General features: G+C 69.7%; 25 protein-coding genes. 19 read left to right on the top strand and 6 right to left on the bottom strand.

Annotated features, from left to right (window positions below):
* Positions 1–9 precede the first annotated feature (9 nt).
* Genes VFX14_01645 through VFX14_01655 form a run of 3 tightly spaced genes read left to right on the top strand, consistent with a single transcriptional unit; the run spans position 10 to position 2,440 of the window.
* Positions 10–978, top strand: a complete 969-nt coding sequence (locus VFX14_01645; GenBank protein HEU5188370.1) for a branched-chain amino acid ABC transporter permease — start codon at positions 10–12, stop codon at positions 976–978.
* Positions 975–1,730: an ABC transporter ATP-binding protein gene (locus VFX14_01650; GenBank protein ID HEU5188371.1), complete on the top strand. Its 756-nt coding sequence runs from the start codon at positions 975–977 to the stop codon at positions 1,728–1,730. The genes VFX14_01645 and VFX14_01650 overlap by 4 nt, the downstream gene beginning before the upstream one ends.
* Positions 1,727–2,440, top strand: coding sequence for an ATP-binding cassette domain-containing protein (locus VFX14_01655; GenBank protein ID HEU5188372.1), 714 nt, complete (start codon positions 1,727–1,729; stop codon positions 2,438–2,440). Before VFX14_01650 ends, VFX14_01655 begins: the two co-directional genes overlap by 4 nt.
* A gap of 10 nt (positions 2,441–2,450) precedes the next feature.
* Here the strand turns inward: VFX14_01655 and VFX14_01660 are convergent, their stop codons facing one another.
* Entirely contained in the window at positions 2,451–3,305 is an 855-nt protein-coding gene (locus tag VFX14_01660; protein ID HEU5188373.1) for an alpha/beta hydrolase, read from the bottom strand.
* 3 nt (positions 3,306–3,308) lie between these two features.
* A complete protein-coding gene (locus VFX14_01665) occupies positions 3,309–3,698 on the bottom strand; it encodes a hypothetical protein (GenBank protein ID HEU5188374.1) in 390 nt (129 codons plus the stop codon).
* 34 nt (positions 3,699–3,732) lie between these two features.
* Between VFX14_01665 and VFX14_01670 the strand changes: the two genes are divergently transcribed.
* The 4 genes from VFX14_01670 (at position 3,733) to VFX14_01685 (ending at position 8,689) form a co-directional block, all read left to right on the top strand.
* Entirely contained in the window at positions 3,733–4,764 is a 1,032-nt protein-coding gene (locus VFX14_01670; GenBank protein HEU5188375.1) for a methionine synthase, read from the top strand.
* A gap of 71 nt (positions 4,765–4,835) precedes the next feature.
* Positions 4,836–5,429, top strand: coding sequence for a YceI family protein (locus tag VFX14_01675; protein ID HEU5188376.1), 594 nt, complete (start codon positions 4,836–4,838; stop codon positions 5,427–5,429).
* 28 nt (positions 5,430–5,457) lie between these two features.
* Positions 5,458–6,519: a phosphotransferase gene (locus VFX14_01680; protein HEU5188377.1), complete on the top strand. Its 1,062-nt coding sequence runs from the start codon at positions 5,458–5,460 to the stop codon at positions 6,517–6,519.
* 79 nt (positions 6,520–6,598) lie between these two features.
* Positions 6,599–8,689 carry a 3-hydroxyacyl-CoA dehydrogenase NAD-binding domain-containing protein gene (locus VFX14_01685; protein ID HEU5188378.1) on the top strand — a complete coding sequence of 697 codons (2,091 nt, stop codon included), beginning with the start codon at positions 6,599–6,601 and terminating at the stop codon, positions 8,687–8,689.
* 9 nt (positions 8,690–8,698) lie between these two features.
* Here the strand turns inward: VFX14_01685 and VFX14_01690 are convergent, their stop codons facing one another.
* Genes VFX14_01690 through VFX14_01705 form a run of 4 tightly spaced genes read right to left on the bottom strand, consistent with a single transcriptional unit; the run spans position 8,699 to position 13,168 of the window.
* The gene (locus VFX14_01690; GenBank protein ID HEU5188379.1) at positions 8,699–9,592 is read right to left on the bottom strand and encodes an ABC transporter permease; all 894 of its coding nucleotides are present in this window, start codon (positions 9,590–9,592) and stop codon (positions 8,699–8,701) included.
* 3 nt (positions 9,593–9,595) lie between these two features.
* Entirely contained in the window at positions 9,596–10,519 is a 924-nt protein-coding gene (locus tag VFX14_01695; GenBank protein ID HEU5188380.1) for an ABC transporter permease, read from the bottom strand.
* Positions 10,520–10,541: 22 nt separating this feature from the next.
* Complete coding sequence (locus tag VFX14_01700) at positions 10,542–12,125, bottom strand: ABC transporter substrate-binding protein (protein ID HEU5188381.1); 1,584 nt, start codon at positions 12,123–12,125, stop codon at positions 10,542–10,544.
* On the bottom strand, positions 12,122–13,168 hold the full coding sequence (locus tag VFX14_01705; protein ID HEU5188382.1) for a 2-dehydropantoate 2-reductase: 1,047 nt from the start codon (positions 13,166–13,168) through the stop codon (positions 12,122–12,124). Before VFX14_01705 ends, VFX14_01700 begins: the two co-directional genes overlap by 4 nt.
* 103 nt (positions 13,169–13,271) lie before the next feature.
* Between VFX14_01705 and VFX14_01710 the strand changes: the two genes are divergently transcribed.
* Genes VFX14_01710 through VFX14_01765 form a run of 12 tightly spaced genes read left to right on the top strand, consistent with a single transcriptional unit; the run spans position 13,272 to position 23,705 of the window.
* Complete coding sequence (locus tag VFX14_01710; protein HEU5188383.1) at positions 13,272–14,465, top strand: CoA transferase; 1,194 nt, start codon at positions 13,272–13,274, stop codon at positions 14,463–14,465.
* Entirely contained in the window at positions 14,449–15,243 is a 795-nt protein-coding gene (locus VFX14_01715; protein ID HEU5188384.1) for an enoyl-CoA hydratase-related protein, read from the top strand. The genes VFX14_01710 and VFX14_01715 overlap by 17 nt, the downstream gene beginning before the upstream one ends.
* Position 15,244: 1 nt before the next feature.
* Positions 15,245–15,604 (top strand): RidA family protein, encoded by a 360-nt coding sequence (locus VFX14_01720; GenBank protein ID HEU5188385.1) that lies wholly within the window; start codon positions 15,245–15,247, stop codon positions 15,602–15,604.
* A 34-nt stretch (positions 15,605–15,638) separates the two neighbouring features.
* Positions 15,639–16,802 carry an acyl-CoA dehydrogenase family protein gene (locus tag VFX14_01725; protein HEU5188386.1) on the top strand — a complete coding sequence of 388 codons (1,164 nt, stop codon included), beginning with the start codon at positions 15,639–15,641 and terminating at the stop codon, positions 16,800–16,802.
* A gap of 4 nt (positions 16,803–16,806) precedes the next feature.
* Complete coding sequence (locus VFX14_01730; GenBank protein ID HEU5188387.1) at positions 16,807–17,745, top strand: MBL fold metallo-hydrolase; 939 nt, start codon at positions 16,807–16,809, stop codon at positions 17,743–17,745.
* Between the two features lie 3 nt (positions 17,746–17,748).
* Positions 17,749–18,300: a GNAT family protein gene (locus VFX14_01735; GenBank protein HEU5188388.1), complete on the top strand. Its 552-nt coding sequence runs from the start codon at positions 17,749–17,751 to the stop codon at positions 18,298–18,300.
* On the top strand, positions 18,297–19,250 hold the full coding sequence (locus VFX14_01740; GenBank protein ID HEU5188389.1) for a hydroxymethylglutaryl-CoA lyase: 954 nt from the start codon (positions 18,297–18,299) through the stop codon (positions 19,248–19,250). Before VFX14_01735 ends, VFX14_01740 begins: the two co-directional genes overlap by 4 nt.
* Entirely contained in the window at positions 19,247–19,822 is a 576-nt protein-coding gene (locus VFX14_01745; protein ID HEU5188390.1) for a class I SAM-dependent methyltransferase, read from the top strand. The genes VFX14_01740 and VFX14_01745 overlap by 4 nt, the downstream gene beginning before the upstream one ends.
* Before the next feature lie 10 nt (positions 19,823–19,832).
* Positions 19,833–20,339 carry a hypothetical protein gene (locus tag VFX14_01750; protein ID HEU5188391.1) on the top strand — a complete coding sequence of 169 codons (507 nt, stop codon included), beginning with the start codon at positions 19,833–19,835 and terminating at the stop codon, positions 20,337–20,339.
* Between the two features lie 45 nt (positions 20,340–20,384).
* On the top strand, positions 20,385–21,305 hold the full coding sequence (locus VFX14_01755) for an ABC transporter permease (protein HEU5188392.1): 921 nt from the start codon (positions 20,385–20,387) through the stop codon (positions 21,303–21,305).
* Positions 21,302–22,141: an ABC transporter permease gene (locus tag VFX14_01760; GenBank protein ID HEU5188393.1), complete on the top strand. Its 840-nt coding sequence runs from the start codon at positions 21,302–21,304 to the stop codon at positions 22,139–22,141. Before VFX14_01755 ends, VFX14_01760 begins: the two co-directional genes overlap by 4 nt.
* A gap of 25 nt (positions 22,142–22,166) precedes the next feature.
* The gene (locus VFX14_01765) at positions 22,167–23,705 is read left to right on the top strand and encodes an ABC transporter substrate-binding protein (GenBank protein ID HEU5188394.1); all 1,539 of its coding nucleotides are present in this window, start codon (positions 22,167–22,169) and stop codon (positions 23,703–23,705) included.
* The last annotated feature ends 50 nt before the right edge of the window (positions 23,706–23,755 follow it).

Raw genomic sequence — 23,755 nt, forward strand, 5'->3', positions numbered from 1 at the left:
CCTGCCGGCATGACGGGGCGCCTCCTGCTCGCCGCCGCCGCGGCCGCGCTGCTGGCGGCGCCGCTCGCGGTCCCCACCTATCAGGTGCTGCTGCTGCTTCCCTTCATGGCCTACGGAGTCGTGCTGCTGGGATTGAACCTCCTGTTCGGCTACACCGGCCTGGTCTCGTTCGGCCACGCCCTCTTCATCGGCGTCGGCGCGTACGCGAGCGCCGTCCTCACGAGCCAGCTCGGCATCCGCCACCTGGAGATCATCCTCGCCGTCGCGGCAGTGGCCGGCGGCCTCGTCGCCGCCGTGATCGGCCTCGTCTGCGTCCGCTACGTGAAGATCTACTTCGGCATGCTCACGCTGGCGTTCGGGATGGTGTTCTACACGTTCCTCGTCAAGTTCTATCGCCTCACCGGCGGCGACGAGGGCATGCGCGTGCTCCGCCCCCTGCTCCTCGGCCACGACTTCGCCGGCCTCGGGAAGACCGCGTACCTCGCGGGGCCCTACTACTACTACTCGCTGGCCCTCCTGGCGCTCGCCGCTTTGGCCATGTGGCGCATCATCGGGTCGCCCTTCGGGCTCTGCCTGCGCACCATCCGGGACAACCCCCTCAAGGCAGAGGCCCTCGGCATCGGGGTGACACGCTATCGCTGGTACGCGTTCGTCATCTCCGGTGTCTACGGGGCGGTCGGGGGCGCGCTGCTGGGCCCCCCCACCGGCAACGTCGATCCGACGCTCGCCTACTGGACGCAATCCGGCAACGTGGTGTTCATGACGCTGCTGGGCGGCTTCAGCCACTTCTGGGGCCCGGTGCTCGGCGCCTTCGCGTTCATCTATCTCCAGGATTTCGTCATGTCCGTGGTGCCGTACTGGCGTCTCGTGTTCGGCGCGATTCTCGCCTTCCTCGTGATCGTGGCCCCGGGCGGGCTCATGGGGCTCTTCTCGCGGTGGACGGGCTCCACTGGCGAGACGGTGGAGGCGCGCCGGTGATCCTCGAGGCGCGCGGCCTCGCCAAGAGCTACGGCGCGTTTCGCGCGCTGGACGACGTGAGCTTCGCAGTGGCGGCTGGCGAGTTCGTGTCGATCATCGGGCCCAACGGCGCCGGCAAGTCCACGCTGATCAACCTCCTCACGGGCGTTCTCGCGCCCAGCGCGGGCAGCGTGCGCTTCAAGGAGCGCGACGTCACACGCATCGGCTCGGTGGGGCTGGCGAGGCTCGGCATGGCCCGCTCCTTCCAGCTCGTGCAGATCTTCCCCGAGCTGACGGTCCTGGAGACCTTGCAGGCGGCCGTCGTCTCGCGCCTCCGCCGCGGCACGCGACTCTGGACGAGCCTGTCGCGCGACCGCGCCGTGCAGCAGGACGCCGCCGAAGTGGCCGAGCTGTTTCGTTTGAAGGACAAGCGCCACGCCCTCGCGCGCACCCTGCCCCAGGGCGACAAGAAGCTGCTCGACGTGGCCTCCGCCTTCGCGCTGCGTCCGGAGATCATCCTGCTGGACGAGCCGACGAGCGGCGTCAGCACCGCGGACAAGCACGTGATCATGGAGATCCTGGTGGCCGCCGCCCGGCGCATCGGGCTCCAGGCCATCATCCAGGTCGAGCACGACATGGACATCGTGTTCGGCTACTCGCACCGGATCATCGCGCTGCACCAAGGGCGCGTGCTCGCCGACGCCACGCCGCAGGCCATCCGGGAGAACGCGACGGTGGTGGACACCATGATCGGCCGGCGCCACACCTCATGACGACGCTCGCCGTTCGCGACCTCGACGTCTTCATCCAGTCGAGCCACATCCTCCGCCGCGTGACGCTGGAGGTCGGCCCGCACGAGGTCGTCTGCCTGGTCGGGCGGAACGGCGCGGGCAAGTCCACCCTGCTCCGCACCGTGATGGGCTATCTCGCTCCGCGCGCGGGGAGCATCTCGTTCAAGGGCGCCGAGGTTGGCGGCCGCCCCACCCACGAGATCGCCAAGGCCGGCATCGGATTCGCGCCTGAGGATAGTGGGATCTTCGCGGACCTCACGGTCGCGGAGAACATCGAGATCGCGACCTGGACGCGCCCCGGCGGCCGTCCGGCCCGTGAGCGGATCGAGGCCGCCCACACGGTGTTCCCCGTGCTGCGCAGCTACGCCGCACGGAAGGGCCCAGCGCTCAGCGGCGGCGAGCGGAAGATGCTCTCGATCGCCCGGGCGCTGGCGCTGGATCCCGAGCTCTTGCTGCTGGACGAGCCCTTCGAGGGCCTCTCGCCCGCCATCATCCCGGCGGTGGCCGACGGCATCGCCGCCATCACGGGGCGCGGCCATGCCATTCTGCTCGCCGAGTCCAACATCCACCACGTGCCGGTGTTCGCCGCGCGCCTCTACGTCATCGAGCGCGGCGAGATCATCTTCGCGGGCGCGCCTGCCGACGTTCGGCGAGACGCCGCGGTGATGCGCGTGATCGGAGGCGCGGCGTAGCGAGCGGGGATCAGCGCCCGAGGGCGCGGATCTCGTCCAGGACCGGTGCCAGGTACTTCCGGAACTGGGCGGGATTCTCGCTCATCGGGAAGTGGCCGATCTCGCGCATCACCGTGAACTTCGCGCCCGGGATCTTCTCCACGGTGGCGCGCGTGTCGTCGGGCGTGCAGGAGAAGTCGTACTCGCCCGTGAGGAGATAGAGCGGGCAACGGGCGGCGTCGATCTCGCCGACGCGGTCGCGGAAGTCGCCGTCGACCCGGTAGAACCAGAGATCGCCCTTGAACACCCCCGGCCCGCCCTGCATGTAGCCCCAGAGCGTGTCCCAGCGCGTCTCGGACGGGCTCTGCGGCGCAATCAGCCCGGACATGAGCGCGCCCGCCACCTCGCCGCCGTGGAGATCGGGGCGATGGAGGAAGCCGGTGTCGTCGTACCAGGGCGGCTGATAGGCGGCGGACTCCACGCCGATGAGGGCGCGGAAGCGGTCGGGATGGAGGCGCGCCAGCTCCAGCACGATCTTTCCGCCGATGGAACAGCCGAGCAGCACCGGGCGCTCGAGACCCATGGCGTCGCAGAACGCCAGGATCATCTCGATGTAGCCCGCCGTGGTGAGCCGATACTCCTCGTCCTGCCAGCCCGCCGGCGGCAGGGACTTCCCGTGCCAGGGCATGTCGAAGGCGAGCACGCGGAAATCGCCCGTGATGGCGGCGTCGTTCAGCAGGTGGCGATACTGGCGGTTGTCGGCGCCCGCGGTGTGCAGGCATACGAGCGGGATGCCCTGCCCCGCCTCCTCGAAGTAGACACGATGGGGCCGGCCGCCCAGGGTCAGCCGCAGATACCGCCCGACGATGGGCTCGAAGTCGGCCATGGCTCAGGCGACGCGCACGCGCCGGGGCGCGGCGAGCAAGTCCTTCAAGTAGCGCAGATGTGTCATGAGGGGGATGATGTCGCCCTCGACGCTTGCCATCCCGAACTTCTTCATGGCAAAGAGGTCGTGGTAGCCGGGCGCCGGCACGGGCTCCCAGAAGCGGTCCCAGGCCTCCACGGGCGCGCGAACGGCGAACGTCCAGGGGCGCATGAGGAAGGGGCCGCGCTCGATCGACGCCACCCGCCCCTCGAGCACGCGAACGAGATAAGATGTCTCGCCGGCCTCGAGGAGGAAGGTGGTCGAGCAGTGACGGCCTCGGCGCACGAGCCCCGGGTCGCCGTTGACCAGCTCGGTGATGGAGAGGATGCGCGCGTGCACCGCGTCGTCGCTCACGGCGCCGATCATACACGAGGAAAGGACACGACCGATGGCAGAGCTGCCCCTGATTCCCTCCACCGTCGTCGGCTCCCATGGCAAGGGCGGCTGGTGGTACACCGCCGTCAAGGCCCACGAAGCGGGCCAGTTCGGCCCGGCCGACCTCGAGGAGATGTTCGACGACGCCGCCGACACCGCCATCCGTGACATGGAGCGGGCGGGCCTGGACATCATCACCGACGGCGAGGTGCGGAGGCTCGACGGCTACGTCGACTCCTACTACGCCATCATCAAGGGCATCGAGCCCATCGAGGTACGCCGCAAGGCCGGGCCCTGGGGCTACGACCAGCAGACGCGCTACGAGGCCGTCGGGCGCATCGAGACGCCGCCGGGCGGGCTCGGGATCATCAAGGAGTTCGCGTATCTCAAGGGCCACACCACCCGGCGCACCAAGGCCACCTGCGCGGGACCGCTCACCTTCGGCTCACGCATCCACCCCGGCAAGATGTACAAGGGCGTGGTCGACGTGGCAGAGCGCTTCGCCGAGGTCATCAACGAGGAGCTCAAGGGGCTGGTGGCGGCGGGCGCCGACTTCATCCAACTCGACGAGCCCGCGCGTGGCAATGTCTCCGGCGAGGAGATGGCGCGGCTCTACAACATGGCCACCGAGGGCGTGAAGGCCAAGCTCGCCTTCCACGTCTGCTTCGGCAACCGCTTCGGGCGCTCGCGCTTCGACCGGTCCTACCGCCCCTACTTTCCCGGGCTGCTGAAGGCGCGCGCCGACCAGTTCGTGCTGGAGTTTGCCGGACGCGAACTGGCGGAGCTGGATGTGTGGAAGGAGTTCGGCGCGGCGCGCGAGCTGGGCGCCGGCGTCATCGACGTGAAGGGCTTCTACACGGACTCCGCCGAGGACGTGGCCAAGCGCATCCGCCGGGTGCTCCAGGTGTGCCCGGCCGAGAAGCTCTACGTGAACCCGGACTGCGGGTTCGGCTGGTCACCCCGCTACATGTGCAACCAGAAGATCGGCGCGCTCGCCGCGGGCGCCGCCCTCGCCCGCAGCGAGCTCACCGGCCGCCGGTCCTAGCCGCGCCTCGCGCCGCTTCCCGGCCCGCGGTCCGCGGATCCCGCAATAGGTGTCCGTGAGACGATGAGGGCATGACCAGCCCGTCTCGTTTCGCGCGGGCGCTCCGCGGGCTCGCCCTGCTGCTCGCGGTGGCGCTCGCGGCGCTCGCCGGGCCGTCCGAGGTGCGCGCGGACACCACGCGCTTCCGGGTGCTGACCGAGGCGAGCCAGCTTGGCTTTCACGCGACCTCGCGCCTCGCGAGCGCGGATGGCCGATTCAGCCGATTCGCCGGCGAGGTGCTCGCGGATCCCGCCGACCTCGCGAGCGGTCGCGTCCGCGTGAGCATCGAGGCCGCGTCGATCGACACCGGCATCGGACGCCGCGACAACCACCTGCGCAGCGAGGATTTCCTCTACGTCGAGCGCTTCCCCACCATCACGTTCGAGAGCACGCGCGCGGAGCGCGACGGCGGCCGCCTCGTCCTCGTGGGACGTCTCACCTTGCGGGGCGTGACACGCGAGGTGCGGGTGCCGGTGCAAGTCAGTGTGGCCGATGGACGGCTCGAGGCACGGGGCCGGTTCGAGATCAACCGCGACGAGTACGGCGTCAGCTACGACTCGATCCTGAACCCGATCGGTCAGAAGGTCCGTATCGATTTCGCCCTTCGGGCCCAGGCGATTCGCTAGCGCCGCGGCCCGTGCTATAAAGGCCGGCATGACAGCCCCGGCCATGAACGTCGACGCCACCGAGGCGGTGCGCGAGTCGCATCGCTTCGATGTGGGGCGGCTCGAGCGCTATCTCGCCGAGCGCATTGACGGTTTCAAGGGCCCGCTCACCGTGCGACAGTTCATGGGCGGGCAGTCCAATCCCACCTACCATCTCGCCACGCCCGGCGCCCAGTACGTGCTCCGGCGCAAGCCCCCGGGCAAGCTCCTGCCCTCGGCCCACGCGGTCGACCGCGAGTACCGCGTCATCACCGCGCTGGCCGACTCGGGCGTGCCGGTGCCGAAGACCTATCTCCTGTGCCAGGACGACGAGGTTATCGGCACCTGGTTCTACGTGATGGAGTGCGTGGTCGGCCGCGTGCTCACCGACCCCCGGCTGCCGGAGGTCCCGCCCGCCGACCGGGCGAAGATGTACGACTCGATGAACGAGGTGCTGGCGCGCCTGCACACCGTGGACTACAAGGCCATCGGCCTCGGCGACTTCGGGCGCACCGGTCAGTACATTCAGCGTCAGTTCCACCGCTGGACCCAGCAGTACCGCGCCTCCGAGACCGAGCACATCGAGTCCATGGAAAAGCTCATGGCGTGGCTGCCCGAGCACATCCCCGCCGAGGACTCGACTACGTTGGTCCACGGGGACTTCCGGCTCGGGAACAGCATCGTGCACCCCATCGAGGCGCGCATCATCGCGATCCTCGACTGGGAGCTCTCGACCCTGGGCCATCCCCTGAGCGACCTCGCCTACAACTGCATGCCCTATCGCTTGCCCGCCGACAGCATGGAGGGCTTCGAGGGCGCCGACCTCGCTGGTCTCGGCATGCCGTCGGAGTCGGAGTACCTCGCCGCGTACTGCCGACGCACCGGGCGCGATGGCATCAAGGACTGGGACTTCTACGTCGCGTTCTCGATGTTCCGCCTCTCCGCCATCGCACAAGGCATCATGGGGCGCGTCGTCGCGGGCACCGCGAACGATCCCCACGCGCGCTCGCGCGGCGCCCGCGCCCGCCCGCTCGCGGATGCGGGCTGGGCCCTCGTCCAGAAGCTGGGCTGAGGCTGTCGCCCCCCTTGCGCGAGGCGGGGGAAGAGGTCACCATGTCCCCCTCACCGCAGCGATCACCGAGGGGGAGACCATGGCAGATCTGGTGCAGTACGAGCGGCGCGGCAGCATCGGCGTCATCACCGTCAACAACCCGCCCGTCAACGCGCTGAGCCAGGGGGTGCGGCAGGGGCTCGCGGACGCCCTCGCCGCGGGCATCGCCGACGCCGGCGTGCGGGCGCTCGTCCTCATCGGCGGCGGGCGTACTTTCATCGCCGGCGCGGACATCCGCGAGTTCGGGAAGCCCCCCATGCCCCCCGATCTCAACGCGGTGATCGCGCAGTACGAGGGAAGCCCCAAGCTCGTGGTCGCGGCCATTCACGGCACCGCCCTCGGCGGCGGGCTCGAGGTAGCCTTTGGCTGTCACTACCGCTGTGCCGTCGCCGGCGGTCAGGTGGGATTCCCGGAGGTGAAGCTGGGCCTCTTGCCCGGGGCCGGCGGCACCCAGCGGCTGCCGCGGCTCACCGGACCCGAGGCCGCGCTACCGCTCATCGTGGCGGGTGACCCCATCCCGGCCGCCAAGGCCCAGGCTCTCGGCATCATCGACGAGATCGTGCCCGGCGACCTCCTCGAGGGCGCCTGCGCGTACGCGGAGCGCCTCGTCGCGGAGGGCAAGCCGCTGCGCAAGATCCGCGACCTGGGAGAGAAGGTGCGCGGGACGAGCCCCGCCGTGTTCGCCGAGTTCCGCAAGGGCCTCGAGCGGAGCGCCCGCGGGTTCTTCGCGCCGTTCCGCTGCGTGGACGCGGTGGAAGCCGCCGCCACCCTGCCGTTCGACGAGGGCCTCAAGCGCGAGCGCGAGCTGTTCGCCCAGTGCATGCAGTCCACCCAGTCGAAGGCGCAGATCCACGTGTTCTTCTCCGAGCGCGAGGTCACCAAGATCCCCGACGTGCCCAAGGAAACCCCCGTCAAGACGATCGCCTCGGCGGCGGTGATCGGCGCCGGGACCATGGGCGGCGGCATCGCGATGAACTTCGCCAACGCCGGCATTCCCGTGCGCGTGCTCGAGATGAGCCAGGAGGCGCTGGACAAGGGCCTCGCGGTGGTGCGGAAGAACTACGCGGCCACCGTGGAGAAGGGCCGGCTCAGCCAGAAGGACATGGACGCGCGCATGGCGCTGATCCAGGGCACGCTCGCCTACGACGCGGTGGCGGAGGCTGACATCGTCGTGGAGGCGGTGTTCGAGGAGATGGACGTCAAGAAGAAGGTGTTCGCGGTCCTCGACAAGGCGGCGAAGCCGGGCGCCATCCTCGCCAGCAACACCTCCACGCTGGACATCGACCAGATGGCGAACGCCACGTCGCGGCCGGGCCAGGTCATCGGCACCCACTTCTTCAGCCCCGCCAACGTGATGCGCCTCCTCGAAATCGTGCGCGGCAAGGCGACTTCGAAGGACACCATCGCCACCACCATGGAGCTGGCCCGCCGCATCCGCAAGGTGGGCGTGCTCGTGGGCAACTGCGACGGCTTCGTCGGCAATCGCATGCTCGCGCCGTATCTGCGCGAGGCCGAATTTCTCGTGGAGGAGGGGGCCACGCCGCAGCAGGTGGACAAGGTGATCTACGACTTCGGCTTGCCCATGGGTCCCTTCGCCATGGGCGACATGGCCGGCCTCGACGTGGGCTGGCGCATCCGCAAGGGCAAGGAGGCCAGCCGCAACCGTCGCCTGCGTTACTCGCCCATCGCCGACCGGATCTGCGAGATGGGCCGCTTCGGTCAGAAGACGGGCGCGGGCTGGTACCGCTACGAGAAAGGCAACCGCACGCCGGTGCCGGATCCCGAGATCGACGCCCTCATCGCGAAGACGGCCAAGGAGCAGGGCATCGAGCGCCGCGCGATCGGCGACGAGGAGATCCTCAAGCGCTGCGTCTACGCCCTCATCAACGAGGGCGCGAAGATCCTCGAGGAAGGCTTTGCGCTCAGATCGAGCGACATCGACATCATCTACATCTACGGCTACGGCTTCCCCGTCCATCGCGGTGGCCCGATGTTCTACGCGGACACCGTGGGCCCGGCGGCGGTCTACGACGACATCTGCAAGTTCCAGAAGCAGCACGGCGAGCAGTGGCAGCCCGCGCCGCTGCTCGAACGTCTGGCGCGGGAGGGGAAGAAGTTCGGCGAACTCTAGCCGGGACGGCTAGCGGTCGCCCCGGAGGCGGGGATCCAGCGCGTCGCGTAGACCGTCGCCCAGCAGGTTGAAGCCCAGCACCGCGATCATGATGGCAACGCCGGGAATGGTGGCGACGTGCGGCGCGACGAGCAGGAGGTCGCGCCCGGTGGAGACCATCAATCCCCACGACGCGGTGGGGGGCTGCACGCCCAGCCCCAGGAACGACAGCGCCGCCTCCACGAGGATGGCGTTGGCCATGAAGAGCGTGGCGTAGACGATCACCGTGGGCAGGAGGTTCGGCAGCACGTGCCGCGCCACCAGCCCCGGGCCGGAGGCGCCCAGGGCGCGCGCCGCCGCGACGTACTCGGACTCGCGCAGGCTCAGCACCGAGCCGCGCACCAGCCGCACCACCGTGGGCGCGCCCCAGATCCCCACCGCAATCGTGGTGTTGAGCACGCCGGGCCCGAGGGCGGAGACCACCGCGATCGCGAGCAGGAGATACGGAAACGCCAGCAGGATCTCCATGGCCCGCATGATGAGCGTGTCGGTCCAGCCGCCCGCGAAGCCGGCGAGGCTGCCCAGGCTGAGCCCGATCGCCAGCGCGATGAGCACCGAGACCGTGCCCACGAGCAGCGCCACCCGCGTGCCGTAGATCACGCGCGAGAGGATGTCGCGGCCGAACTCGTCAGCGCCGAGCAGGTACTTGGCGCCGGGCCGGGCGCGCTTCTCGATCAGGCTCTGCTTGGCGGGGTCGCGCGGCGCGAGCCACGGCGCGAACGCGGCGGCACCGAGGAGCGCCGCCACCAGAGCCAGGCCGACGAGGGCGAGCCGGTTGCGACGGAACTGGCGCCAGGCGAGGCTGCCTGGCCCGCTCGTCTCCACGCGCGGCGCCGGCCCCGACATCACCGCCTCGGTGCTCATCGCCTAGCCCTGCCGGGAGACGCGCGGGTCGAGCGCGCCGTAGGAGAGATCCACGATGAGGTTCACGAGTACGAAGGCGAGCGAGAATACGAGTACCGCGCCCTGCAGGAGGACGTAGTCCCGCGCGAAGATCGCCTTCACCATGAGGCGTCCGAGACCCGGCCACGCGAACACGGTTTCGGTGAGGACGGCGCCCCCCATGAGCTGGCCCGCCTGGAGGCCCAGCAGCGTCAGGACGGGGATGGCCGCGTTGCGCAGCGCGTGCTTGGTCACGACCCAGCGCTCGCGTACGCCCTTGGCCCGCGCGGTGCGCACGTAGTCCTCGCGCAGGACCTCCAGCACGCTCGACCGGGTCATGCGCGCGATCATCGCCGTCGAGGGCAGGGCGAGCGCCACCGCGGGCAGCACGAGATGCGATGGCGAGCCGGTGCCGCCCACGGGCAACCAGGGCAGCCACCACGCAAAGATCACGATGAGCACGAGCCCCGTCCAGAACACGGGGAGCGAGAGCCCGAACAGCGAGCCGAGCCGCGCGAGCGTGTCGAAGAACGACGACGGCCACACCGCCGAGACCACGCCCGCCCCCACGCCGAAGAACGCGGCGAGGACCAGCGCGGCGACGGTGAGCTCGAGCGTGGCCGGCCATGCGTCGGCCAGCTCCGCCGCCACCGGCCGGTTCTGCTGGATGGAGCGGCCGAGATCGCCGGTGAGGAGCCGGCCCACGTACTGCACGTAGCGGGTGGCGAGCGGCTTGTCGAGGCCGAGGTGGTCGCGGAGCGCCGCCACCGCCTGCGGGGTGGCGTGCTCGCCCAGCATGAGGGAGACGGCGTCGCCGGGCAGGAGGTCCACGGTCAGCATGACCACGAACACCACGCCCAGCAGCACCGGCACCGCGAGGAGAAGGCGGCGGACGATGAAGGTCAGCATCCGCCGCCTCCCCGGCGCTCGGCTATTTGTCTATCCAGGTCTTCCAGAGGGCGAGGTTGTACTCGACGGGGTGGATGTGGAAACCCTTCACGTTGGCGCGGGTGACGATGATCTCCTTCGTGGTGTACACGGGGATCCACACCATCTCCTTGGCGAGAATGTCCTGCACCTCGCCGTAGAGCTTCTCTCGCTCGGTCTGGTTGAGGCTGCGCCGCGCCTGCTCGACGAGGGTATCGACCCTCGGGTTCGCATACCGTGAGGTATTCCAGCCCGTGGGCGGCGTTTGCTTGCTGTGGAAGAGCGCGTAGAGGGAGTAGTCGGCGTCGGCGTTCGATGTCACCCAGCCCAGCGTGAACATGTGGTGGTTGAGGGGGTTGCCTCGGACCTGCTGGAACACCGCCGCCCACTCCAGCACCTGTACCTTCGCCTCGACACCGATGTCCTTGAACATGGCCTGGATGGCCTCGGTGATCTCGCCGTCCTTGGGATAGCGCCCGCGCGCGGTCAGCCAGGACAGCGAGAGCTTCTGCCCGCCCTTCTGCATGATGCCGTCGAGGCCGGGCGTCCAGCCGGCCTGCGCGAGCAGGGCCTTGGCCTTGGCTCGGTCAAAGGGATAGAGCTTGTCGAGCTGCATGTCCTTGAAGCCGAAGACGCCGGGCGCGAGCACGCCGAGCGCCGGCCCCGCCGAGCCCTCCATGATGTTGTCGAGGATGGCCTTGCGGTCCACCGCGTGCAGGAGCGCCTGGCGCACGCGCACGTCGTCGAGCGGCGGCAGGCCGGCGTGCAGGCCGGCGAACACCACCCGGATACCGGTGGTCTCGTGCACCGTGTACTTCGGGTCCTTCCGGAGCGCGGGCAGCTGGGCGGGCGCCGGGAACAGCACCATGTCGGCGTCACCCGTCTGCAGCGCGAGCATGCGCGCGCCTTCCTCGGGCACTACCTTGAAGATCACACGATCGACGAATGCCTTGTCGCCCCAGTAGTCGTTGTTCCGCTCGATGATGACGTGCGTGTTGGTCTTCCACTCCACGAACTTGAACGGGCCCGTGCCCACCGGGGCGCGGCTGAAGTCCGCGCCCAGCTTGCCTACCGCGGTGGGCGACACGATGCCCATGCAGTACATGGCGAGGGTACGGAGGATGGGCCCGTAGGGCTCCTTGGTGACGATGTCGACCGTGAGGTTGTCGACGACCTCGGCGCCCGCGAGCGAGCCGGCGAGGCTGGCCCAGCGCGCGGGGGGCTTGCCGTTGAGGGCGCGGTCGTAGGTGAAGCGCACCGCCTCCGCGTTGAACGGCGTCCCGTCGTGGAACTTCACGTTGGGGCGCAGCTTGAAGCGCACCTTGGTCGGCGACATGACCTCGTACGACGTGGCGAGCGCCGGCTTGACCTGCATCTTCTCGTCGAGGGTAAGCAGCCCCTCGAGCATGTTGAAGTACACCCACGCCCCCGGCGCGGTCGTCTCGAGGTTGGGCTCGAGCGACACGGGATCGGTGGGACGGACGATGGTGAGGGTGCCGCCGCGCTTCTGCGCGGCCGCCTCCCCGGCGGCGCCGAGCACCAGCAGCGCCGCGATCAGCCCGGCGAGGAGCCGGATGGCCTGCTTCATCGGGACATCTCCTTTCGCGTGAGAGGCGGAGCCACCTTCACCATCTCGTCGAGATTCGACCACGCCATCGGGCGCCGGCCGGACTCGAGATCCTCGATCAGCTCGATGAGCCGCGCGGTGAGCGGCGCGGACACCCCGCGGGCCCGGGCCTTCGCGGCGGTGACCGCGGTCTGGCCGTCCACCTCGGTCTTGCGCCGGCGCACCGCGAGGTCACGCCAGATGCCGCTCTTGGTCTTGGTGTGCGCGCGATAGTGCGCGGCGATCGCCGCCATGGCGTGGCCGCGCGCGGTGGTGTCGCCCTTGGCGGCGGCGCGGTACCACGCGGGATCGAACTCGTCGAAGGGCTCGACGGCCACGCCCCAGGCGTCGGCCACCGCGATGCCCTCCGCGACCAGGCAGGCGAGCATGTGCTGGATCTCCGGGCTCCGCTCGACCACGTCGTAGATGTGGGCGTCCACGAGGGCGGTGGCGAAGAGCACGGCGCCGTACACGTGCTTGGCCCACTTGTAGCCCCAGATGTTGCTGGTGACCCGCGTCTCTGTCACCGGCGCGAGTAACGACGCGATCGCGCGCGCCCGCGGCGAGTCGGCACCGTCCAGCTCGCCGACGACGAAGGCCCCCTCGCCGCCGTGCTGGATCCGCCCGGGCGCGAGCCAGTCCGCGGCCCAGTTGACGAGACAGCCCATGGTGCGGGGGGCGCCCACCCGCGCCGCGATCAACTCCTCGCTGAGCCCGTTCTGCAGCGACACGATCACGCCGTCGGGCGCGAGGCGGGGCGCCAGCACGTCGAGGGCGGCGGCGGTGTGGTGCGACTTGACGGCGAGGAGCACCAGGTCCAGGTGGACCGGCATCGCGTCCGGCGTGGCGGCGCGTACCGGCACCGTCACCTCACCGTCGGCGCGCTCGATGGTCAGGCCATGGGCGTTCATCGCGTCGACGTGCGCGCGCTCGATGTCCACGAGCAGCACGTCGCGGCCGGCTCGCGCGAGCGCGGCGCCGGTGATGCCGCCGATCGCGCCCGCACCGTACACCGTGACGGCCATGACGCCCCCTGACTATCACACGCTCCGAGGGCCGTCAATCCGCGACGGCGGCGCAGGCGGGAGACGACGGCGGCCCGCCGCATCGGGCTATAATATCGGGTCCATGGACGCCCCTCTCGCCGACCTTCTCGTCGCCGATCTCACCCAGAACGTGGCGGGCCCCTACTGCGCGCAAGTCCTGGGGGACCTGGGCGCGGAGGTGGTGAAGATCGAGCGGATCGGCCGCGGGGACGACGCGCGCGCATGGGCGCCGCCCTACTGGGGCGAGGAGAGCGCCACCTTCATGGCGGTGAACCGCAACAAGCGGAGCCTCGCCGTCGATCTCAAGGCGCCCGACGGCCGCGCGGTGGTGGAGCGCCTGCTCGCGCGCGCCGACGTGTTCGTCCAGTCGCTGCGGGCGGGCGCGGTGGAGGAGCTCGGCTTCGGCTGGGAGCGCGCACGCGAGATCAACCCGCGCCTCGTCTACTGCTCGGTCACCGCGTTCGGCACCGAGGGCCCGCTGCGCGACCGGCCGGGCTACGACCCGCTCATGCAGGCCTACGGCGGCATCATGTCCTTCACCGGGCATCCCGGCGCCGCGCCCGCACGCGTGCCGGTGTCGCTGGTGGACATGGGCACGGGGCTCTGGGCGGTCACCGCGATCCTGGGCGCGCTTCGCGAGCGTGACCGGACCGGCCGCGGCGCCCACGTGACCACCGCGCTCTTCGACACCGCGCTGGCGTGGACCGCGTTCCAGACCAACCAGTACCTCGGCACCGGCGAGGTGCCGACCCCGCAGGGCTCGGGCACCGCCATGATCTGCCCGTACGAGGCCTTCCCCGCCCGCGACGCCTGGGTCATGATCGCCGCCGGCTCGGACGCCCTGTTCGTGAAGGCGTGCGCGGCCCTCGCGGTGCCCGCGCTCCCCCAGGACCCGCGCTTCCGCGACAATCCCTCGCGCGTCGCGAACCGGAAGGCGCTGGTGGAGGCGCTCTCCGCGGTGACGGGCGCGCTCGACTCCGCCGACGTGCTCGCGCGCCTTCAGCGCGCGGGCGTGCCGTGCGCGCCCATCAACACCATCGACAAGGTCCTCGCGGAGCCCCAGACCGAGGCCAGCGGCATGGTGGTGCCGGTCAAGCACCCGCGCCTGCCCGACTACAAGGCGCTGAGCCTGCCGATCCGCTGGGACGGCGAGCGGGCCGGTGTGACGCGCGTGCCGCCGCTCCTGGGCGAGCACACCGCCGAGGTGCTCGCGGAGCTGGGCTACGACGCCGCCACCATCCAGGAGCTCGCGAGGCGCCATGTCGTCGGACTATAAAACGCTCAACGTCACGCGCTCGGCCGACGACTTCGTCGTCACCGTAGAGTTGAATCGTCCCGAGGCGCTCAACGCCATGAACACGGCGATGGGACGCGACCTCCTGCGCTGCTTCGAGGCGCTCAAGTGGGACACCATCGCACGGGCCGTCGTCTTCACCGGCGCCGGCACCAAGGCCTTTTGCGTGGGCGGCGACCTCAAGGAGCGCGAGGGCATGACCGACGAGGCCTGGCGCGCCCAGCACGTGATCTTCGAGGAGGGCGCCTTCCTCGTGCTCCACTGCCCCGTGCCGGTCATCGCCGCGGTGGAGGGCTTTGCCATGGGCGGGGGTTGCGAATTGGCCGTGCTGTCCGACTTCGTGGTGGCGAGCGAGACCGCGGTGTTCGCGGTGCCCGAGGTGACGCGGGGCATCTTCCCCGGCATCGGCGGCACCCAGCTCCTGCCGCGCATCGTGGGCGGCCCGCTCGCCAAGGAGATGATCTTCACCGGGCGGCGCGTGGACGCGCGCGAGGCCAAGGCCATCGGGCTCGTCAACCACCTCGTGCCCGCCGGGCAGGCCCGCGCCAAGGCGCTGGAGATTGCCGGCACCATCGCCGACAATGGGCCCGTCGCCGTGCGCAAGGCGAAGCAGGCCATCGGCTGGGGCAGCGAGACCGACCTCGAGACGGCGCTCCGCCTCGCCATCGAGGCCTACAACAACACCGTGACCACCGAGGACCGCCTGGAAGGAGTCCGGGCCTTCAACGAGAAGCGCAAGCCGCGCTTCAAGGGGCGCTGACATGGCCGACATGATCCGTCGTCTTCGCGGGAGCGCGACCGGCCGCAACCGCGGCTCCATCTACCGCGACCTCGTGTGGACGGTCGCCACCGCACCGGACCGGACGCAAGGCGTGAAGGGCCAGACCGAGCAGTGCCTCACCGCGCTCGACAAGAGCCTCGCCGAGGCGGGCGCGGACAAGACCCGCATCCTCTCCGCCCAGATCTTCCTCGCCGACATGGCCACCAAGGCCGAGATGGACGCGGTGTGGAACGCCTGGATCGGCCCCGATCCCGACCACTGGCCGCAGCGGGCCTGCGTGGGGGCGCCCCTCGCCGACGGCTGCCTGGTGGAGATCATCCTCACCGCGGCCCGGACCTGAGCACCGTGCGCCGGAGGCAGCCATGACCAAGGACATGACGTTCGTACTCACCGACGAGCAGCGGGCGCTGAAGGCCGCGGTGGCCGATCTCTGCAAGCAGTACGCGCCCGAATACTGGCGCGACCTCGACGCCAAGCGCGAGTACCCCGAGCGCTTCATCGACGAGCTCACCAAGGCCGGCTACCTCGCCGCGCTGATCCCCCAGGAGTACGGCGGGCCGGGCCTGGGCATCATGGAAGGCGCGCTGATCCTGGAGGCCATCAACCACTCGGGCGGCAACGCGGGCGCCTGCCACGCGCAGATGTACATCATGGGCACGGTGCTGCGGCACGGCTCGGCGACACAGAAGAAGACATACCTGCCCAAGATCGCTACCGGCGAGCTGCGCCTGCAGGCGTTCGGTGTGACCGAGCCCAACGCGGGCTCCGACACCACCAAGCTCCAGACCACCGCGATCAAGAACGGCGATCGCTACGTCGTGAACGGGCAGAAGATGTTCATCTCGCGGGTGCTCCAGTCCGACCTGATGCTGCTCCTCGCGCGCACCACGCCGGTCGACCAGGTGAAGAAGAAGACGGACGGGCTCAGCGTGTTCCTCATCGACATCCGGCCCCTCAAGGGCAAGGGGCTCGAGGTGCGGCCGCTGCGCATGATGATGAATCACTCCACCAACGCGCTCTTCTTCGACAACATGGAGATCCCCGCCGAGAGCCTCATCGGCCAGGAAGGGAGAGGCTTCTCCTACATCCTCGACGGCATGAACGCCGAGCGTATCCTCGTCGCCTCCGACTCCCTCGGCGACGCTCGCTGGTTCATCGACAAGGCGGTGGCCTACGCGAGCCAGCGGGTGATCTTCGGCAAGCCCATCGGCGCCAACCAGGGCGTGCAGTTCCCCATCGCCAAGGCCCACATGGCCATCGAGGCCGCCGATCTCATGCGCACCAAGGCGGCCAAGATGTTCGACGCCGGCATCCCCTGCGGGCCCGAGGCCAACATGGCCAAGTACCTGGCGTCCGAGGCGGCCATCCAGGCGGGCGACGCGTGCGTCGACTGCCACGGCGGGTACGGCTTCGCCGAGGAGTACGACGTCGAGCGCAAGTTCCGCGAGGCGCGCCTCTACCGGACCGCGCCCATCAACAACAATCTCGTGGCCGCGTACGTGGGCGAGCACGTACTCGGCATGCCGCGCTCCTATTGAGGACATGACGCTCGAGGCCGTCGATCGCATCAGCGTCACCACGGTGGTGGACAACGCCGTGGACAACCTGCGCGTGGACGAGAAGGTTGCGCGCCGGTGGACGCATACCCGCGCCCGGCGTATGCCTACCCTGCGCGCCGAGCACGGCCTTGCCCACTGGGTGGAGGTGACGCGCGGGCGCGAGACCAGCCGCATCGCCTTCGACTGGGGGCTCACCGGCGACTCGTACCTGCACAATCTCCACGAGCTCGGGCTCGACCCCGCAGACCTGGATGCCCTCGCGCTGTCCCACGGGCATCAGGACCACTGGGGCGGCCTGCCCGGGTTCCTTCGCGACAGCCGGCGGCTCATGAAGCGCGCGATGCCTTTCTACGCGGGCTCCGACCACTTCCTACCCCGCTACAGCGAGCGAGCGGGCGACCGCGTCTACATCGGCCGGCTCGACCGCGCGGAGCTCGAGCGTCAGGACCTGGACGTGCGGGTGATCGCCAAGCCCACCGTGCTGCCCGAGGGCGTGATGCTCTCCGGCGAGATGCACGAGACGGTGCCCGGCGAGACGATCCCGGCGTCGCTCCGCGTCGAACGCGACGGCGAGGTCGTGCAGGACACCTTCATCGGCGAGCAAACCCTGATCGCCCACGTGCGCGGCCGCGGCCTCGTGGTGGTGACCTCGTGCTCGCACCGCGGCATCGTGGGCATCTGCCGCCATGCCGCGCGCGTGAGTGGGGTGCCGCGCATCCACGCCGTGATGGGCGGGTTCCACCTGAGCGGGCTCGGCGAGGAGCGGGTGAGCCTGGTGGTGGACGAGTTTCGGCGGCTCGGCCTCCAGTGGCTGGTCCCGCAGCACTGCACCGGCATGGAGGCCTGCATTGCGATCGGCCGGCAGCTCCCGTCCGAGATGGTGGTGCCCTCCGTGGGCAGCACCTTCACCTTCGAGGCCTGAGCCGTGCTCGGCCCGGTGATCGAGGGCGAGCGCATCCGGCTCGAGCCGCCGCGGGCCGAGTTCCTGCCCGCCTACCGGCGGTGGTTCGCCGACATGGAGGTGACGCGCTACATGCTCTACCGCCATCCCCTCTCGGACAAGGGGGAGACGGAGTGGCTGGAGCGCACCGCGACGGACGACAAGATGGTGATGTGGGCCATCATCGCCAAGCCGAGCGGGCGCCTCGTCGGCAACAGCGGCATTCACGACATCAACTGGCGCAATCGCCACGCGATGACGGGCATCGTGATCGGAGAGAAGGACGAGTGGGGCAAGGGCTACGCCGGCGAGGCCATGCGCCTTCGCACCCGCTACGCCTTCCTCGAGCTGGGGCTCGAAAAGCTGATCACCACGGTGGTGAATCCGAACGAGGCGAGCCGCCGCGCCCTGGAGCGGGCCGGCTACAAGCAGTGCGGGCTCTACCGGCGCCACTTCCTGGTGGACGGCCGGTGGCACGACATGTGGATCGGCGAGATCCTGAAAGACGAGTGGGCGGTCAGAGGGGGGACGCCATGAAGCTGCCGCCGCGGGTGATGTTGTGCGAGGTGGGCACGCGGGACGGGTTCCAGATCGAGCCGGACTGGATTCCCACCGAGGCCAAGGTCGAGGTGGTGAACCGGCTCTCCGCCACCGGGGTGCCGCGCATCGAGGTCACCTCGTTCGTCTCTCCCAAGGCGGTGCCTGCCCTCCGCGACGCGGAGGCGGTGATGGCGGCGATCACGCGCCGGCCGGGCACCCGCTACGCGGCGCTGGTGCCCAACGACAAGGGGGCGGTGCGCGCGGTGGACGCGCAGGTGGACGCCATCCACACCGTGGTGTCGGCGAGCGAGAGCCACAACCAGGCCAACGTGAACATGTCGATCGCGGAGTCCCTCGGCAAGCTGCGCGCGACCATGGAGGTGGCCCACCGCGCCGGTGTGCCCGTCAACTCGGGCATCTCCTGCTCGTTCGGCTGTCCGTTCGAGACCGAGGTGCCGGTGGCGCGCCTCGAGGAGATCGTGGCGGCGCTGGTGGACATGGGCGCGCGGGGCATCGGGCTCGCCGACACCACCGGCATGGCGAACCCCGCGCAGGTGAGCCGCGTGCTCGAGCGTCTCGTACCGCGCTTCCCCGGCGTCGAGTGGACGCTCCACACCCACGACACCCGCGCCATGGCCATCCCGAACATCCTCGCCGCCATGGAGCACGGCGTGACGTGCTTCGACGCCTCCATCGGCGGCCTGGGGGGCTGTCCCTTCGCGCCGGGCGCGTCGGGCAACGTGTGCACCGAGGACCTGATCCACTGCCTGCACGCGATGGGCGTGGACACGGGTATCGATCTGGGCGCCTACGTCGCCACGTCGCGGCGCGTGCAGGAGATCGTGGGCCACGTCCTGCCCGGCCAGATCGTCAAGGCGGGCGCGTGGGACCGCAAGTACCCCCTGCCGGACTCCGTGCAGGCCAAGCTAGCCGGCCTCCGCGCATGAGCCGTCCCAAGCCCCTTCCGAAGAAGGCCGCGCGCATGCTCCGGCTCATGGACCGCGCGGTGACGCACTGGACCATCCCGGTGATCGGCGTGGAGAAGGGCCGCGTGCTGCGTCGCCTCATCGCCCGGCATGCGCCGACCCGCGGGATCGAAGTGGGTTCGCTCTTCGGATACTCCGCCATTCTCATCGCCGCGAGCATGCCGCGGAGCGGGCGGCTCACCTGCGTCGAGCAGAACGACTACCTTGCCAAGTTCACCGAGTACAACGCCGCGGCGGCCGGCCTGAAGGGCCGCGTGCGCGTGGTCGTCGGCGATGCGCTCCGCGTGCTGCCGATGCTGCGCGGCCCGGTGGACTTCCTCCTCATCGACGCGAGGAAGGAAGACTATCTCGACTATCTCCGCGCGGTGGAGCCGCGGCTCGTCAAGGGCGCGCTCGTCATCGCCGACAACACCGGCATGTTCCGCCGTGACGTGAAGCCCTATCTCGACCACGTGCGCGAGAGCGGCCGGTACGAGAGCCGCGAGCACGACTTCGGCTTCGATTGCATGGAAGCCTCGGTGTTCCGCGGTTAGGCCTCCCCCCGTGTTCGGCGAGCGTCACGACCCCGAGTTCCTCAAGCATCTCTTCGACCAGACGGAGATCCTCCGCAAGCCGGTCACCGGGATCATCGCCGGCTATCACGTGCTCCCCTACGTGCTGGTGGGACCGCAGGAGGGGAAGCCGGCGGCCGCGGTGGAGATCCGGGGCAAGATCAAGGTCTCGCCACGCCTCGTGCTCGCCCCCGGGCGCGCCGGGCAGACCTACGGCGATCTGTTCAAGGACACGGATGTCATGGACCAGACGCTCGTCGCGCGCGTCTTCTCGTTCATGTACTCCTCCCGGCACCAGGTGACGCTCGAAAGCGAAGACCTTTCCATCCAGAGAGTCGACCGGGATCCCCAGGCTCAGATCGAGCGCGCCCTCGACGAGCTGACCCAGCGCGAGGTCATCGACACCGGCGTGATCCTCGCGCCCAACGTGCGCTTCTACCCCGTCTCGCTGGACCGCTTCATCACCGAGATCCTCGACCAGGAGTTCCGGTCCCCCTGACCGGCCCGATGCGCGCCGGGCGAGGGGACCGGGTGCGGCGGTAGAGTGCGCGCATTCGTCCTCTCGCGGCTCGCCCAGACCCTCCTCGTCGTCTTCCTCGCCCTCACCGCCGTGTTCTTCCTCGCCCGCCTGGGCGGCGACCCCGTCCTGCTGTTTCTTCCCATGGACATCCAGGCGAAGGACGTCAACGAGTTCCGCCAGCGCCTCGGCTTCAACGATCCCCTGCCCGTGCAGTACGGGCGCTTCATGGCGGGCGCGGTGCGCGGCGACTTCGGCGAGTCGCTGCGCTACAAGCAGGACGCGCTCCACCTCGTGCTCGAGCGGCTGCCCGCCACGTTCCGCCTCGGCGGCCTCGCCCTGCTCCTGACTTTCTGCCTCGCCATTCCCGTCGGCGTGATCTCGGCGATGCGGCGCGGCTCCGTCTGGGACTACGTCGGGATGGGCGCGACCGTGCTGGGGCAAGCGATCCCCGGCTTCTGGCTGGGCCTCATGCTGATCTATCTCTTCTCGGTACGCCTGGGCTGGCTCCCCACCGGCGGCACCGGCGGGCTCGCCCACTACGTGATGCCGGTGCTGGTGCTCGCCAGCTTCTACGCCGCGCGCATCGCGCGCCTCACCCGCTCGTCCGTGCTCGACGTGCTCGGCGAGGACTTCATCCTCACCGCCCGCGCCAAGGGCCTCGCGGAGCTGCTGGTGGTGGCCAAGCACACGCTCAAGAACGCGGCTATCCCCATCGTCACGCTGGCCGGGCTCGAGACGGGCCAGCTCCTGGGTGGCGCCGTCATCACCGAGACCATCTTCGCCTGGCCGGGGGTGGGCCGCCTCACCGTGCAGGCCCTCCTCAACCGCGATTTCCCCGTCGTCCTCGCCGCGGTGTTCGTGATCTCGCTCACCTACACCCTGATCAACTTCCTCGTGGACGTGATCTACGGCTGGATCGACCCGCGCACGTCGAGGCCCGCGTGAGCGCGCGCCCCCTGCTCGAGACTGCGCGGCGCAACGGCCTCGGCTTCCTCGGCCTCGCGCTGGCCGGCATCGCCATCGTGGTCGCGCTGGCCGCGCCGCTGCTCGCGCCCCACGATCCCCTCGTGGGCGACTTCGCCCAGAGCCTCAAGCCGCCCGGCACCGCGGGGCATCCGTGGGGCACCGATCAGCTCGGCCGCGACCTTTTCTCGCGGGTGCTCTACGGGGCGCGCATCGCGCTGTTCATCGGGATCTGCGTGGTGCTCATCACCGCAGTAATGGGCGGCCTCCTCGGCCTCCTCGCCGGCTATTTCGGCGGGTGGCCGGGGACGGTGCTCATGCGCCTGGTGGACGTGCAGCTCTCGTTCCCGCTCATCTTCCTCGCCCTGACCATCAACGCGATCGTGGGCCTCGGCCTCCGGAACATCATCATCAGCCTGGCCGCAGCCGGATGGGTCGTGTATGCTCGCGTGGTCCGTGGGGAGGTCCTGTCGGTGAAGCAGCGCGAGTACGTGCAGGCGGCGGCGGCGCTGGGCCTGGGCCGCGGCCGCATCCTGTTCCGGCACGTGCTTCCCAATGTGCTCCCGTCGATCCTGGTCGTTGCGAGTCTCCAGTTCTCGCAGTTCATCGTGGCGGAGGCGGCCATCTCGTTCCTCGGTTTCGGCGTGCAGCCCCCGACTCCGGCCTGGGGGAGCATGCTCTCGGAGAGCCGCGACTATCTCTACGTCGCGTGGTGGCTGGCCGCCTTCCCCGGCGCGGCCCTGGCCCTGACCGCGCTCGGAATCAACCTCGTCGGGGACTGGCTGCGCGACGTGCTCGACCCGAAATTCCGCGCCTGACGGCGCGCCCTCAGAGGAGGCCTTCATGGTGATTCCCCGGATCCGCACCCTGGCCCTCGCGACCCTGGCCGCCGTCCTCGTGCTGCCCGCGGCGGCGCCCGCCCAGGACCGTGCCAAGACCAAGGAAGTGGTGGTGGCGTTCGCGGCCGAGCCGCGCTCGCTGCTCCCCAACACCATCGTGGACTGGACCACCAACGACCAGGTCGAGCACATGTACGACCGCCTGGTGGACCGGGACGCCAAGACCTACAAGCCCGCGCCCATGCTCGCCACCGGGTGGAAGATCGTCAATGACACCACCTGGGAGTTCACCCTCAAGCAGGGGGTGAAGTTCCACAACGGCGAGCCCTTCAACGCCCAGTCGGTGAAGGCGACGATGGACTACATCAAGGACCCCGCGAACAAGACGCACTACGCGCCGCGGTGGGCCCAGGTGAAGGAAGTCCAGATCGTCAACGACTACACGGTGCGCTTCATCACCGACAAGCCGTGGCCCGGGCTCATCGACCGCATGGCCGCCACCGACTTCCTGCCCATGCCGCCGAAGGCGCTCAAGGAGCAGGGCGTGCAGGCCCTCGCCGCCAAGCCCATCGGCACCGGGCCGTTCAAGTTCGTGCAGTGGGTGCGCGACGAGAAGCTGGTCCTCGAGCGCAATCCCGACTACTGGCAGGGGCCGGCCGATCTCAGCCGCGTGACCTTCCGCTACATCCCCGAGTTCAGCGCCCGGCTCGCCGCGCTCCTCGCCGGCGAGATCGACATCATGAAGGACGTGCCCCCCCTCAACGTGGAGCAGGTGGACAAGAGCGGCAAGGCCAAGGTGCGCGCCACCGTGTCCTCGCGGATCAATTACCTGGCCCTCGTGAACCTCAAGCCCGGTCCCATGCAGGATCTCCGGGTGCGCAAGGCCGTCCACCACGCCGTCAACGTGGACGAGCTGATCGCCCAGGTGCTGCGCGGGCGCGCCACGAAGATGTGCGGGTCGCTCTCGCCGCTCAACGTGGACTACTCGCCCAAGATCGAATGCATCAAGTACGACCCCGCGCGCGCTCAGGCCCTCTTCAAGGAGGCAGGCGTCGACCCGACCAAGCTACAGCTGACGCTGGATACCCCGTCGGGCCGCTATCCGCTCGACAAGGACGTCTCGCTCGCCATCGCCTCCCAGCTCGGCCGGCTCGGCATCAAGGTCAACGTGGTGGTGAACGAGTGGGGCACGCATCTGGACAAGATCAAGAACCGCACCACCGGCGACATGTTCTTCCTGGGCTGGGGTCCGGCGCTCGAGGCCCAGGGCACCATCGAGCAGCTCTTCCAGGCCAAGCCGACTTACTCGTCGTTTGGGAACAACGCCACCATCGACGCGAAGATCGCCCAGGCCGTCACCATCGTCGATCCGAAGAAGCGGCTGGAGGCCTGGGCCGAGCTCCAGCAGCTCGTGCACGACGAGGTGCCGTGGGTGTTCCTCTGGCAGCAGCACGATCTCTACGGCGTGGCGCCCTGGATCGAGTGGACGCCGCGGGCCGACGAGAAGGTGTGGATGTACGAGGCGAAGGTGGTCGCCCGCTAGAAGCACGTCGGGGCGGCGGGCGCCGGGCTCTCCCGGCCTCCGCCGCCCCT

Source organism: Candidatus Methylomirabilota bacterium (assembly GCA_035764725.1).
GTDB lineage: Bacteria > Methylomirabilota > Methylomirabilia > Rokubacteriales > CSP1-6 > DASRWT01.

Coding starts and splice junctions, on each gene's coding strand:
- VFX14_01645 (HEU5188370.1), top strand. CDS start 10: ATGACGGGGCGCCTCCTGCTCGCCGCCGCCGCGGCCGCGCTGCTGGCG.
- VFX14_01655 (HEU5188372.1), top strand. CDS start 1,727: ATGACGACGCTCGCCGTTCGCGACCTCGACGTCTTCATCCAGTCGAGC.
- VFX14_01660 (HEU5188373.1), bottom strand. CDS start 3,305: ATGGCCGACTTCGAGCCCATCGTCGGGCGGTATCTGCGGCTGACCCTG.
- VFX14_01670 (HEU5188375.1), top strand. CDS start 3,733: ATGGCAGAGCTGCCCCTGATTCCCTCCACCGTCGTCGGCTCCCATGGC.
- VFX14_01675 (HEU5188376.1), top strand. CDS start 4,836: ATGACCAGCCCGTCTCGTTTCGCGCGGGCGCTCCGCGGGCTCGCCCTG.
- VFX14_01680 (HEU5188377.1), top strand. CDS start 5,458: ATGACAGCCCCGGCCATGAACGTCGACGCCACCGAGGCGGTGCGCGAG.
- VFX14_01685 (HEU5188378.1), top strand. CDS start 6,599: ATGGCAGATCTGGTGCAGTACGAGCGGCGCGGCAGCATCGGCGTCATC.
- VFX14_01690 (HEU5188379.1), bottom strand. CDS start 9,592: ATGAGCACCGAGGCGGTGATGTCGGGGCCGGCGCCGCGCGTGGAGACG.
- VFX14_01695 (HEU5188380.1), bottom strand. CDS start 10,519: ATGCTGACCTTCATCGTCCGCCGCCTTCTCCTCGCGGTGCCGGTGCTG.
- VFX14_01700 (HEU5188381.1), bottom strand. CDS start 12,125: ATGAAGCAGGCCATCCGGCTCCTCGCCGGGCTGATCGCGGCGCTGCTG.
- VFX14_01705 (HEU5188382.1), bottom strand. CDS start 13,168: ATGGCCGTCACGGTGTACGGTGCGGGCGCGATCGGCGGCATCACCGGC.
- VFX14_01710 (HEU5188383.1), top strand. CDS start 13,272: ATGGACGCCCCTCTCGCCGACCTTCTCGTCGCCGATCTCACCCAGAAC.
- VFX14_01715 (HEU5188384.1), top strand. CDS start 14,449: ATGTCGTCGGACTATAAAACGCTCAACGTCACGCGCTCGGCCGACGAC.
- VFX14_01720 (HEU5188385.1), top strand. CDS start 15,245: ATGGCCGACATGATCCGTCGTCTTCGCGGGAGCGCGACCGGCCGCAAC.
- VFX14_01725 (HEU5188386.1), top strand. CDS start 15,639: ATGACGTTCGTACTCACCGACGAGCAGCGGGCGCTGAAGGCCGCGGTG.
- VFX14_01730 (HEU5188387.1), top strand. CDS start 16,807: ATGACGCTCGAGGCCGTCGATCGCATCAGCGTCACCACGGTGGTGGAC.
- VFX14_01740 (HEU5188389.1), top strand. CDS start 18,297: ATGAAGCTGCCGCCGCGGGTGATGTTGTGCGAGGTGGGCACGCGGGAC.
- VFX14_01745 (HEU5188390.1), top strand. CDS start 19,247: ATGAGCCGTCCCAAGCCCCTTCCGAAGAAGGCCGCGCGCATGCTCCGG.
- VFX14_01765 (HEU5188394.1), top strand. CDS start 22,167: ATGGTGATTCCCCGGATCCGCACCCTGGCCCTCGCGACCCTGGCCGCC.